General features: G+C 47.1%; 12 protein-coding genes and 1 pseudogene. 11 read left to right on the top strand and 2 right to left on the bottom strand.

The annotated features are described in order from the left end of the window. The 9 genes and pseudogenes from B5D35_RS20510 to B5D35_RS20465 all read left to right on the top strand — a co-directional run. A pseudogene (locus B5D35_RS20510) lies at window positions 1-240 on the top strand (IS5/IS1182 family transposase); the annotation flags it as partial. Window positions 241-263: 23 nt separating this feature from the next. After that, a complete protein-coding gene (locus B5D35_RS20505) occupies window positions 264-1,628 on the top strand; it encodes an NHL repeat-containing protein (protein WP_078754353.1) in 1,365 nt (454 codons plus the stop codon). Between the two features lie 337 nt (window positions 1,629-1,965). Continuing rightward, window positions 1,966-3,075 (top strand): tetratricopeptide repeat protein, encoded by a 1,110-nt coding sequence (locus B5D35_RS20495; protein ID WP_078754351.1) that lies wholly within the window; start codon window positions 1,966-1,968, stop codon window positions 3,073-3,075. A gap of 15 nt (window positions 3,076-3,090) precedes the next feature. Then, window positions 3,091-4,605, top strand: coding sequence for a 4Fe-4S dicluster domain-containing protein (locus B5D35_RS20490; RefSeq protein ID WP_078754350.1), 1,515 nt, complete (start codon window positions 3,091-3,093; stop codon window positions 4,603-4,605). Continuing rightward, complete coding sequence (locus B5D35_RS20485; RefSeq protein WP_078754349.1) at window positions 4,605-4,916, top strand: hypothetical protein; 312 nt, start codon at window positions 4,605-4,607, stop codon at window positions 4,914-4,916. Before B5D35_RS20490 ends, B5D35_RS20485 begins: the two co-directional genes overlap by 1 nt. A 79-nt stretch (window positions 4,917-4,995) precedes the next feature. After that, window positions 4,996-6,216: an FMN-binding protein gene (locus B5D35_RS20480; RefSeq protein WP_078754348.1), complete on the top strand. Its 1,221-nt coding sequence runs from the start codon at window positions 4,996-4,998 to the stop codon at window positions 6,214-6,216. Next, the gene (locus tag B5D35_RS20475; protein ID WP_078754347.1) at window positions 6,213-6,431 is read left to right on the top strand and encodes a hypothetical protein; all 219 of its coding nucleotides are present in this window, start codon (window positions 6,213-6,215) and stop codon (window positions 6,429-6,431) included. Before B5D35_RS20480 ends, B5D35_RS20475 begins: the two co-directional genes overlap by 4 nt. Window positions 6,432-6,512: 81 nt before the next feature. Then, on the top strand, window positions 6,513-7,388 hold the full coding sequence (locus B5D35_RS20470) for an AraC family transcriptional regulator (protein ID WP_078754354.1): 876 nt from the start codon (window positions 6,513-6,515) through the stop codon (window positions 7,386-7,388). Window positions 7,389-7,509: 121 nt separating this feature from the next. Next, complete coding sequence (locus tag B5D35_RS20465) at window positions 7,510-7,893, top strand: DUF2541 family protein (protein ID WP_078754346.1); 384 nt, start codon at window positions 7,510-7,512, stop codon at window positions 7,891-7,893. A gap of 75 nt (window positions 7,894-7,968) precedes the next feature. Here the strand turns inward: B5D35_RS20465 and B5D35_RS20460 are convergent, their stop codons facing one another. Together B5D35_RS20460 and B5D35_RS20455 are read right to left on the bottom strand one after the other, a co-directional pair. Further along, entirely contained in the window at window positions 7,969-8,505 is a 537-nt protein-coding gene (locus tag B5D35_RS20460; RefSeq protein ID WP_078754345.1) for a MerR family transcriptional regulator, read from the bottom strand. A gap of 147 nt (window positions 8,506-8,652) precedes the next feature. After that, window positions 8,653-9,684 (bottom strand): extracellular solute-binding protein, encoded by a 1,032-nt coding sequence (locus B5D35_RS20455; RefSeq protein ID WP_078754344.1) that lies wholly within the window; start codon window positions 9,682-9,684, stop codon window positions 8,653-8,655. A gap of 520 nt (window positions 9,685-10,204) precedes the next feature. On the opposite strand from B5D35_RS20455, the gene B5D35_RS20450 reads away from it, so the two are divergent. Beyond that, on the top strand, window positions 10,205-11,533 hold the full coding sequence (locus B5D35_RS20450) for an anaerobic C4-dicarboxylate transporter (RefSeq protein WP_078754343.1): 1,329 nt from the start codon (window positions 10,205-10,207) through the stop codon (window positions 11,531-11,533). Between the two features lie 219 nt (window positions 11,534-11,752). Then, window positions 11,753-11,970, top strand: a 218-nt coding sequence (locus B5D35_RS20445; RefSeq protein ID WP_139367816.1) for a MerR family transcriptional regulator, incomplete at its 3' end; no start/stop codon positions are given.

Below are 11,970 nucleotides of genomic sequence, written 5' to 3'. Positions count from 1 at the left end.
CCTCGCAATTTAGCAGTAGGTTGTCAAAAGCTCTACGGCTTCAACAAGAAGTGGAAAAAGCGGTATGGCTATCACAAGCGCTCACTATCAGAGACAGCAATGTACCGAGTAAAACAGCTGCTAGGTGGGAAATTAAGCCTAAGAAATTACAATGCTTGGGTTGGCGAGACTTACGCTATGATCAAAGCGCTGAACAAGCTTACAGGACTGGGTATGCCTGAAACTCAGTATATTGCTTAAGAACCGAACAACTTTAGGCTGCCATGTCTTCCAACCGAATTAAGCAACAAAGCCACCCTGCGTCTGGGTTGGATGGCGCTTCTGCAATGCATGGTGATCCCGCCGCGTCAGACACAACATATTTATCCGGTCCAGGAAATGCCGCTATTCGTAGCGACTTTATCTATTTAAACGGCGTTTGTTCAACCGTACTTGTTCGAAAAGATGGAAATATTATTGCTGTTTGTAGTGATTTTTCCGACCAGTCACCCATGGTTTATTTGATAGACCATCATTCCAATGATGTGTTGGCGAGTATTCGATTGGAGCTTGGGTCAACCTTGGGTGGAATTTATGGTTTTCTTGATGCGAAAGACCAGTTGGTGATGGCTGATGGGGCAAGGTCGATCACGTGGTTAGCAGTGAGCAATAAACAAGGCGTGTGGAATTTTAAACAAAAGAAAAAGAGAAACTTGTCGTCTGTTATTCTTAAGGGAGAATTTATTAACGCGATCAATATTGATGAACTTGGTGCAATTTGGTTTGTGACTGATAAAGCGACAGTCGGAAGGTATGATCCAAAAGAAAACGAAATGGAAAGCATTAAGTTGGCTGAAAATGAAACCGTGCACAATTCTTTTGCCAACTCAGGAGACGGTAAAGCAGCAATCGCGACGAATAAAGCGTTGTATATCTTGCATTATGACGACGAAGTAGACGTGTTTTTGCATGCGCCTTATGACTCTGGCTCATACCGCAAGCCGGGAAAATTGTCTAATGGCACAGGATCGAGCCCTACGTTTTTTGGTCCTGTTTCAGGAACTGAGTTTGTGACCATCGCAGACAATGCTGATGATGGTGAGCGTGTACTCATTTATGATGCGCATGTGGAAAACCCAGATAGAGCCCTACTATGCAGCGTTGACGTTCCGGCATATGGGGGTGTTTTTGCCAGTGAAAATTCGCCAATAGCCATTGGTCGTACCGTGATTATTTCATCGACATATGGCTATCCGTATCCTATCGACAATGTATTGCCTCCATCAGTCCCCTCGTTTGCGCCGATTGAGGGAGGTATGCACCGTATTGATCTTAGAAACAGCTACAAGCCAGGGAAAGGCGCTAAAAAAGGCAACCGCGAAAACTGTCATATTCAGTGGTCAAACGCAGCAAGATCAGCCGCGGTACCTAAACTGTCTGTTTCCGATAAGCTGGTGTATACCGTTGAACGTTTAGACGACGAATATTCGTTCTCTGCGATAGAGTATTCGACGGGTGAAACACTGCATAGTCAGACATTGGGAGCTGGTAATCTGTTTAATACGCTTCAACTGGCGGGCAATGTTGGGTTTCAGCGCGTTTTTTGGCAAGGCACAACAGGCGGTATTGTGAAGGTATCGGCTGACTAGCCATTAATCTAGAAAGCCCGCATTTATAGGGTCAGAGCTATTCTGGCCCTAAAGGTGTATTACCCCACGAAAGCGGTGAATTGAATACTGCGGTTACTTGTGCAGAGTTTCCACAGCCGCTTCTATCTCCAGACCTTTTAACGTGTACGCAACACGCAGCCATCTTTCTGATATCGTTTTTGTTCTGACGCACCAATGCGAGCCATATCAATATATTGATCAAAATCATAAATATCTTCAAAGGGAGAATTTCTACCTGTTTTTGGGGGATTTGTACCTTTTGACCACTTTGTTAATAAAGGAAATTGAGCACGAATTTGCAGTGTGGATTTCCCCAATGATCAGCAACAAATGGCTAGAGCTCTATCAATACATTCAACAGAACATCGAAACGCTTCCTCAAGAAAGTGACGTTGTTGAGCTGCTGAATGATCGATTGATGTTCCTCAGTGCCCAGTTCGTCACCGACGAAACAGCAAAAAAGAAAAATCAACAAGATTGGCTGGAACACGAAGCGTTCACGCTGGTGATGAGTGACGTGTTACAGCATTTGTCGTTGATGAAATCACACCTAACGTTTTTGTTTGAAACCCTGATGGCGGCGCAACTTTGTCAGCTTGCAATGGTCACCATCAATGCCCACAAATCCTTGCTTTCTGATGATGAATATACGTGCAAATGCGGCTTGGTTTACCAGCAACTCGGTGATTACGACATGGCAAAAACCGCCTTTGAAGAATCCCTTTCGTTGAATGCTGAGAATGCCATGACACTTTGTCATCTTGGCTTTAACTACCTTTTTCAAGGACAAACTGAAGACGCCATTCATTATTTTGAGCAAAGCGTTGAGACAGCACCTGACTTTGTTGGTGGTTACCAAAACCTTGCAGGTGTCTATTACCAAAACGGTGACTTTGCCTTAGCCGCTCAAAATGCCGAACTGGCGTTCAGTAAAGATACCTCGCTCGTTTCTACCTATATCACCGCTATCAGCAGTTACATCGCATTGGGCGAAAAAGCGAAGGCTGATGAATGGGTGAATGCCGCATTTGAACATAACGTTTCTTCCATGGAATTGGTCCGATTGGCGGGTATCGCCGCGCATCAAAGTGGTCGTTTGGAAGAAGCATTGGAAGCACTGAATCACTATTTGGCACATAAGCCAGAAAGCTTTGATGTGTTGAACATTCGTGCACATGTGAAAGCGGACCTCAAGCTCTATGCCGAATTAGAAGAAGACATTGTTCAGCTTCGCGTCTTCGAACCGAACGATGAGTGGTCACTGGAGCAGTTGTTCTTGTGTTACTTCCACACCGAACGATGGAACGAGGCGCAAGCAGTCATGGTGCAACTCAACCGTCTTGCACCCCGTTACAAAATTACTTACCGCGATGAACTCAACACGATCAAGAAAAAGCTGAGCATCGACGTTCTTGAATTATCCTAACTATCTGGAGCAAATGTGAATACGCAAAATCATGACGGCGTTAAGAGCAATTCACGCCGTGATTTTCTGAAGCTGGGCGGTGTTGCCGCAGCAACCGTTACGGTTGGTGCAGCGGCGGGTGCTGGCTTCGTTTTGGGGCGCGATCCTGATGCGAACGTGGGCTGGGGCCGTACTGAATCTGGTCACGACATGTTCTTCAACCGTGAACCATTTCGTGTAGATGTAGCACCAACCATGGAAGTGGCGGGTAAACTGGAACGCCCAGAATGGAGCGATTTCCTTTTCCACCGTACTCGTGTGTTCGCTGCTGAAATGAAAAAAGGCTGGGTGCCAACGAATGACTGGCGCGACATTCCCGACGCGCGAGTGCGTGAATACTACTCACGTTACCCAGAGCGCTGGGCTGACATGCGCCAATCGTTTGAAGAAAAAGCAGAGCACACCGCGAATTTTGAAAGCCACCGTTCTCGCTTTGCACTAGGTTGGGCGTATTCCGCTGCATACATGCGCGGCAATATGAGCAACTTCCCGCCTAGGCCTGAAGGTCACCCAGATGTGGTGGATTTCCAGTGGGTTAAACGTGCTAAACAAGAGTTTAAATCGCCAGCGCATGCCTCTGAACTCATCAAGAAGATGGCGTTTAAATTCGGCATGAGCATTGTTGGCATCACCAAAATGGACCCGAACTTCGTGTTTAAAAACACCATGCGCGGTATGCCTGATTGGGATGAAAGCATTCCTAAGCACTGGAAGAACGTCATCATTTTCGGTACCCCAATGAACTGGGATCCAATGTATGCCGCGATCGGTTACTCGACCTCTTACGATGGTTACTTCCGTGCGAAAAATGCCTCTGGTCTGATGGCCGCTTACCTTGGTGAGCTAGGTTATGCGGCACGTCCGCAATGGCCAGGTTCTGATTATGAAATCGTTGTTCCACCACTGGCTATTAAAGCGGGTATGGGTGAAGCGGCGCGTAACGGTATTCTTCTGACACCAGAGTTGGGTCCAAACATTCGCTTGGCGGCGGTGATCACTGAGCTGGATCTGGAAGCAGACAAGCCAATCGACACCAAAGTTAAGCACTTCTGTGAAGAATGTAAGATCTGTGCGGACTCTTGCCCGAGCGAATCTATCAGCAAGGCCGATAAGCCTGACGCAGTGGTTCGTGGTTACCGTAAGTTCGAATTTAACCAAGACAGTTGCTGGACCATGTGGCGTCAAGGCCCAACGGAAACCGCGATGGGTTGTCGTGTGTGTATTGCAGTTTGTCCTTACACCCGTAAGAACAACTGGATTCACGCACTGGTGAAAGAAGCGGATCCGCGTGACCCAACGGGTATGACACGTAAAACGCTGCTCGCGATGCAGCATAACTTCTTCTACTACCCAGAAGCCGAAGCGTATCACGGCGATTGGAATGGCGGTCGCTTTGCCGGTTATCACCAACCGCCAGAGTGGATGCGCAGCGAGAACTACCTCAAGGTCGAGAAGACTTGGGAATATGACGGTAACTGGGAGGGCTTTTAATGTTTCCACAATCTACAGTACTGGACCCGCTGTTCTGGATGGCATTCGGTGCGCTTCAAGTGCTGGTGTTTGCTGGTGCGAATCAATGGGCTAAACAGTTTGACCTAGGCATGAACTGGTGGAAGTGGGGCATCGTTGGCGGTTGGTGGGCATCATTTGTCCTCACCGTTGCAGGTGCATTCACCTTGCTGGGTGAAAACGAAGGTTTTGCTGGTTGGTACTTCCTTGGTTTCGTTGGTACAGCACTTATTATTGCGGGTGCCGTGATCCTGCGAGTGTTGTTTGCATTGAAACCAAAAACAACGCTGTAACAGCGTGACGGTGTAACCTATATAGGAACAGATCTCAAGTGTACTCGATGGAATCGATCGCTTGAGATCTGCATAGATCATGACGAATAAGAAACCCGCTAATCGAAATAAGAACCTTGAGAAGATATTGAGCGTCGCTTCCGTGATTGTTCTGATCTTGGCTTGGTTTCTGGGTGGGCTGCGCACCAACAATTCGCAGACACAATTTTTTGAAAATATCACAAACAGTGGAGAGCAAATCGTACAGGTTAGCCCTCAGCTGTATAAAGTCGTTCCACTCGGCGACAACGCCGATAAGTTGGACGCGATAAAATGGATTAGTTTCGGCTCAGGTATTGGCTATGGTGGCTCGCTCACTGTCGGTGGCGTGTTTATGCCGGATGGTGAAGTGCAAACCATCTCACTACTTTCTTCCAAAGAAACCTCGTCTTACTTTGAAAAAGTGGTCGATGAGAAACTGCCAGAAGCCTTGCTGAAACAAAATATTCGAAAAGCCTTGTACGTAGACGGTGTGTCGGGTGCCACCCTGACTTCAGACGCGTATACCTCAGCATTGAACCTAGCGGCTGATCCCGTTCGACAGCAGCTATTTAGCTACCAGCTGACGGAGAAATCGTCGCCACTGTCCTATTTCAAATGGCTAGATGCAGCCGCGCTTCTGTTCTTTGTTGCCGCTGTATGGGTAAATAAAACCCGCTCACCGCATAAAGCGAAGATGAATGCGGTCTTGTTAGCGGGATCAACGTTGGTATTCGGCTTCCATGCTGCAGCATTGTATTCGGCATCGACAATGGGTGGCCTGATTTTCGGTTCATGGTTAACGGGTGTCGCAAACTACACGCCGTTTATTCTGCTGGTACTGAGTATCGGCTACATCCTTTACTACAACCGCAATATTTACTGTCAGAGTTTGTGCCCGTTTGGTGCAGTTCAACAGTGTTTAGCGAAAGTGGGTAAGGCCAAGGCATCGCCAGTGCGTCATAGCTTCTTTGTCTGGATGCCGCGCGCACTTCTGATTGTTACCTTGTGTATGGGCGCATATTTCCGAAACCCCGCCGGTTTTGTGTATGAACCCTTTGGTATTGCTTTTGGCATGATTGGCGGCATGTACCTATTCGTATTAACGGTCATGATTTTATTAACCTCATTGATCGTGCGTCGTCCATGGTGTCAGAGCTTGTGCCCAATTAACGCGATGACAGATTTCATTGTGTTCAATAAAAACTGGTTTAAGCAGACGCAAAACAAAGCGAAGAAAAAGAACCGTCAACCGCGTGTGCGTAAGGAAGGGACAGAATGAGGCAGAAACTCTCGTTTGTTTTCTTTTGTGCGGCGACAGTGCTGATATTGCTGCAATTAATGTCTAACGTCATGGAACTGAGTGAAGAACAAAGCGAACATCGCCTCATTCATACGGTTAGCCGCCAAATCGATGTTAAACCCGTGGAAGTGATTGAAAAGCCGAAAGTGGATTTCAAGCAAATGGCGCAGGATATGCAGGAAGAGATGTACTGATCTTCGTTGCATGAGTAATACCGAAAAACAACAATAATAATGTCGGCACTTAGGGATACCTAAGTGCCTTTTGAGCTTTGCATGGTCGAAAAAAATATCCCTGTTGAACGCATGCGTTCTGAAGTCGCACTGGTAAATCCGAACGGATTTCGCATTTCTGAATTGTATGCCACAAGAGGCGTGGAAGATGTTTCCAGGCCTCACAGACTGAATTTTAGTGCCTTGGTTTACGTGACAGAAGGTGAAGGCGTCCACTACGTTGATCACCAAATGTATGTTCTGAAACCGGGTACCTTGATCACGATTGGCCGTAATCAAATCCACGGCTTCGCGCAATCGCGCACTGTTGATGGTTTCGTGATCCCATTCAATTGTTCATACCTGTCGAATGGCGCGGACGATCCACATGTTGACTTGATGCTGGATGCCATTACACACATAAACCGCATTTCCGATGTAGGGGAAGAAGTGGATGCAATGATTCATTTGCTCGCCGCGGAATTTTCATCCACCTCTGAATTTAAGGCCGAAATCATCCGCGGCTTGCTCAGAGCGGTATTGCTCAAATGCGTCGTACCGGAATACTTAGCAGTTCAAAGTATGCCACTGACGACGAATGCGCATACCGACTTTGTCCGCTTGAAGCAATACGTAGAAGCGCACTTTGCTGAGCGCCCGTCCACAATGGACATTGCACTCGCGCTGGGAAAAAGCGTTAAGCAATTGGATAAGCTTGCCCGCTCAAACACCGGTGACAGCGTGAAAGACTTAGTGGATGATCGCGTGCTGGTGGAAGTAAAACGTTTACTGGCGTTCAGCCAATATTCCATCGCAGATATCGCTGCAAAACTCGGCTTCAATGAAGCCACCAATATGACGAAGTTCTTCAAACGGCATACGGAAATCAGCCCGAAAGACTTTAGGCAGTTATGTCGTATGGGGCTGTGTAATAGATAGTCTCGTGTCTTGTCGAAAAATTTGCAGGAAATTGTCATTCAACCATCAGGCTCGGATTACACTCCGCCACGTTCGAGGGCGATCCCTCTAAGTAAACTTGATTGACTGAGATTTGATCACGATGAATAAGAAAACGCTGCTCTCTGTAATGTGCGTTTTAACTGGCCTGATGGGTGTTTCTTCTGCAGCGCATGCAGACGACAAATTCACATTGGGAAGAACAATCCTGCTTGAAAATGCAAACCACGGTGCTGAAATTCCATTGCTGGTTTGCCGTCGTACCGATGCGATTCAAGTAGAAGCGAGAAAAGACCTACACCTTCGTAAAGTGGTAGTCACTTTTAACAACGGTGAGACCAAAACTATCCGTTTCCACCGCAAAGTGAAAGAAGACGGAACGACGGATTGGCGTAAGTTCGCGTACAAGCGTTGTGTGAAGAAATTGGAAGTGTTCGGCGAGTCGAAAAATTCCTCTGCAGGCGTGCGTGTATACGGTCGCGATTAAGCGAAAGGTTACTCAGGCGTTTTAACCTGTAATGATACTGATGCCCCCAGCCCATGGTTGGGGGCATCGCTTCCATTAAGACAGAGTCTTACTGTCTTGCGCCCACTGGCGAATCTGTTTCACTTCATCTTCGCTAATGCTTAGCGACTTCAGAAAGTCCTCGTGTCCTTGCGGTTCCATTTTCTCGAACTGAATGTGCCAGTTGTGCATGTCTTGTTCAGTGAAACCTGCAGCTTCCATAATTGCTACCCAGCGATCTTTATTAACCATGTCTTGCTCCGATTGAATGTTTTGTTCCAGTAGCAACACAATCGCTTTTTGCTGTTGTCGAAGTTTTTTGATCTCCAACTCCAACGCATTGAACTGTTCTTTGAGAACAACCTCCTGCGTGACTGTGTCGTTGTGTTCCAACAGGCTGGCTATTTCACTGACTGGCAACCCATAAGCACGATACGCGACGATAGTTTCTAAGCGCTTTATTTCATTATCGCCATACCATCGGTAGCCGTTATCAGAACGGTTGGTTGGGGTGATCAATCCCGCCCGTTCGTAATACAACACCGTGGTTCGGGAAATCCCGGTTTTTCGAGCCAATTGCGTGACAGATAGCATGATGAACCTTGTTTGTCGTTGGAGCAGGTCGGAGTATCAACCCAACACTTCTAGACGGGTCAACAACAAAATTATAGGAAAGTGAGATGGGATAAAAGGATGCGGTGGAGATAGAGTTAAAGCCGCTCATCGCGAGCGGCTCTGTTATTACTCGCCGGTTTTTAGGCGCAGGAAGTAGTTTTCGTACTTCTCTGTCAGGTTGCCAACCGCGTCTTGCCATTCACCACGGTCGATGTCTTCTTGTGGTGGGAACAGGGTTGGGTTGTCTTTGTATGCTGAGTTAGATTTCTCTACTGCCGTCAGGTAACCGGTGTCAGCACTGATTTTCGCTGCAATGTCCGGACGAAGTAGGAAGTCTATCATCTTGTGTGCCGCTTCCACGTTCTTCGCGTTCTTCGGAATAGTCAGGCTGTCTACCCAGAAGATACCGCCTTCTTCAGGCCATACCAATTCAATGGGTAAACCTTCACGCTGTGCTGCCGCGGCAGAACCGTTCCACAGCATGCCCAGACCTACTTCACCAGACAGGTAAGGGTTCGCAGGGTTGTCAGAGTTGAATACCAGTACGTTTGGCATCAGTTTCTTCAACTCTTCGTAGGCTTCGTCGATCTGCTGAGGATCGGTCGAGTTGCCCGAGTAACCCAGCTTGCGCAGTGCGATGTGGAACACTTCACGCGTGTCATCCATCAGCATGATTTGACCTTCCAGCTCTGGGTTCCATAAATCGGCCCAGCTCTTGAAGTCATCAGGGTTATACATGTCAGTGTTTACCGCCAAACCCGTCATCGCAATAACGTGAGGAACAGAGTAGTCGTTGTTCGGATCAAACGGTTTATCAAGATAGTTCTTATCCAGCTCAGCAAAGTTGCTCAGCTTGGTTTGGTCAATCTTCTGGAGCATGCCTTCATCGCGCATTTTTGCAACGAAGTAGGTGGATGGCACGACCAGATCATACCCATCTGGATGTGTTTTCATTTTTGCGTAAAGGGTTTCATTCGACTCGTACGTTGAGTAGATAACCTTAATGCCCGTCTCGCGAGTGAACTGTTCTCTCAGTTCGGTCGAGATATAAGGACCCCAGTTAGCGAAGATGAGTTGATCATTTGCTGCGATTGCAGACGAAGAGAAAAGAGCAGCTGCACACGCAGTGCTGGCCAGAATTGAAGACCATTTTTTCATTAGCGGTTTCCACCTCCAAAGGCCCATTTTATGGGCGCATTAATCATGTCAGAGAGACAACAAGTTCCCTGAGTATATATCGGCAATGCCGAATTTATGTGTCGACCTATGTGTCGAGAATTCTGCTGCCGAGAATGGCCAAAAAGACTGCCATGCCCGAAAAATTGGCCGGATATTACCGTTCTCCTTTGTGCCACGCAACAAAAATGAAACGTCCTGAAACGAAAGAGATTTATTGTTAACGAGTGATTATGTCGAGGTACGAACGCCTCCAATGGAAAGTGACCTAAAAATACACATCACATTTTTATGGATGTCGGTTAACGAAATGGTTTCTCCTTGCTTTCAGATTCATCACAAATCGTCTTTGTCCGCATTACGAATATGCTCGTAAATGCGGTCAGCCTCAGATTAAAAAGATTCGAAAAATTAACCAATTAGGACTGTGATGAGGGGGTGTTTTTTCCTGCAAATTTAGGCTGACAATATTGTCAGTTGTTTTAGTTTTTGGGGTGAGAAAGTGCTGTACTTAGAGTTTTTATTTCTTCTTTTGATGCTGTATATCGGCTCCCGATATGGCGGCATTGGTTTAGGTGTTGTTTCGGGTATTGGTCTGGTTATCGAAGTGTTTATATTCCAGATGCCGCCGACATCACCACCTGTCACAGTCATGCTGATCATTCTGGCCGTTGTTACCTGTGCGTCGATTCTAGAAGCCGCTGGTGGCTTGAAATACATGTTGCAAGTGGCAGAGCGTTTACTGCGTAAGAATCCAAAACGCGTGACCTTGATTGCGCCGTTCGTGACGTATGCGATGACCTTCCTGCTGGGTACGGGTCATGCGGTTTACAGCATCATGCCAATCATCGGGGACGTTGCGTTGAAAAACGGTATTCGTCCTGAGCGCCCAATGGCGGCAGCGTCCGTTTCATCTCAAATCGCGATCACCGCATCACCGCTATCAGCGGCGGTGGTGTACTACCTAGCGCAGCTTTCGGACATTCAAGCTGATATTACTTTGTTGTCGATTCTGTTGGTAACCGTGCCAGCGACCTTGTTCGGTACCTTGTTGACTGCGCTATACAGCATGAAACGTAGTGTGGAGCTGGAGGACGATCCTGAATACCAAGCGCGTATGAAAGATCCAGAGTGGCGCGAGCGCATTCTGAATACCACTGCGACGACCTTGAATGAAACACTGCCGACGTCTGCGCGTAATGCTGTGTTGATCTTCCTGTCGTCGATTGTGGCGATTGTGGTTATCGCGATGATCCCAGAGATCCGCACCATTGGTGATGCGGCGAAACCGATCAGCATGTCCGTTATCATTCAAATGATGATGCTGTGTTTTGGTGGTGTCATTCTACTGGCAACGCACACCGACCCACGCGACGTTCCAAACGGCGTAGTATTCAAATCCGGTATGGTGGCAGCGATTGCGATTTTCGGTATCGCATGGATGTCAGACACCTACTTCAAATACGCCATGCCACAGTTTGAGGCAGGCATTCTGGACATGGTAACCACCTACCCATGGACGTTTGCTTTGGCTCTGTTCATTGTATCTGTGGTTGTTAACTCGCAAGCGGCAACCGCGCGTATGTTATTGCCGGTAGGCTTAGGTTTGGGCTTGGAGCCTGCACTCTTGATTGGTTTGATGCCAGCGGTTTACGGTTATTTCTTCATTCCTAACTACCCGTCAGATATCGCAACTGTAAACTTCGATACCTCCGGCACCACCAAAATCGGCAAGTGGTACTTCAACCACTCGTTTATGTCTGTGGGGTTAATTGGCGTTATCGGTGGCTGTGTGATGGGTTACATTTTGGCGCAGATTATTATTGCGTAAGTTGAAATCACCAATCTCTTTAAAGGCGATATTGACGTTTCAATCAATGAATATTGCCGCATAAAAAGGGCGTTATCTGAATGTCTTGGTGTTGAAATTTGATACCCAATGTTATTTTTTAATGTTGGGTATCTTACTCTGGGAGTTAATATGCTTAAGCGGATTGATATTTGCTAATATGGCGATAATTTCACTCGCACTTAAAAAGGTGGAGGTAATGTGTTTATAAAGCAAGCATCTGAATTATCCGGGGCAACGCAAAGGGCGATCAGGCTATATGAATCACTTGGGCTACTGACTGTTTCTCGAACAGGTAAATACCGAGTGTACACTGAACGCAATATCAACTTAATCAAGATGATTAAAGAGGGGCAGGCACTGGGTATTCACCTGGCTTTGTTGCTTAAATCGATGGAACTAAATCTAGAAGCTACGAT

Source organism: Enterovibrio nigricans DSM 22720 (assembly GCF_900167155.1).
Taxonomy (GTDB): domain Bacteria; phylum Pseudomonadota; class Gammaproteobacteria; order Enterobacterales; family Vibrionaceae; genus Enterovibrio; species Enterovibrio nigricans.
The sequence above is the reverse complement of the archived record's forward strand: the minus strand, read 5'-3'. Positions and strand labels throughout refer to the sequence as shown.

Coding starts and splice junctions, on each gene's coding strand:
- B5D35_RS20475 (WP_078754347.1), top strand. CDS start 6,213: ATGAGGCAGAAACTCTCGTTTGTTTTCTTTTGTGCGGCGACAGTGCTG.
- B5D35_RS20460 (WP_078754345.1), bottom strand. CDS start 8,505: ATGCTATCTGTCACGCAATTGGCTCGAAAAACCGGGATTTCCCGAACC.
- B5D35_RS20465 (WP_078754346.1), top strand. CDS start 7,510: ATGAATAAGAAAACGCTGCTCTCTGTAATGTGCGTTTTAACTGGCCTG.
- B5D35_RS20495 (WP_078754351.1), top strand. CDS start 1,966: ATGATCAGCAACAAATGGCTAGAGCTCTATCAATACATTCAACAGAAC.
- B5D35_RS20505 (WP_078754353.1), top strand. CDS start 264: ATGTCTTCCAACCGAATTAAGCAACAAAGCCACCCTGCGTCTGGGTTG.
- B5D35_RS20485 (WP_078754349.1), top strand. CDS start 4,605: ATGTTTCCACAATCTACAGTACTGGACCCGCTGTTCTGGATGGCATTC.
- B5D35_RS20480 (WP_078754348.1), top strand. CDS start 4,996: ATGACGAATAAGAAACCCGCTAATCGAAATAAGAACCTTGAGAAGATA.
- B5D35_RS20470 (WP_078754354.1), top strand. CDS start 6,513: ATGGTCGAAAAAAATATCCCTGTTGAACGCATGCGTTCTGAAGTCGCA.
- B5D35_RS20455 (WP_078754344.1), bottom strand. CDS start 9,684: ATGAAAAAATGGTCTTCAATTCTGGCCAGCACTGCGTGTGCAGCTGCT.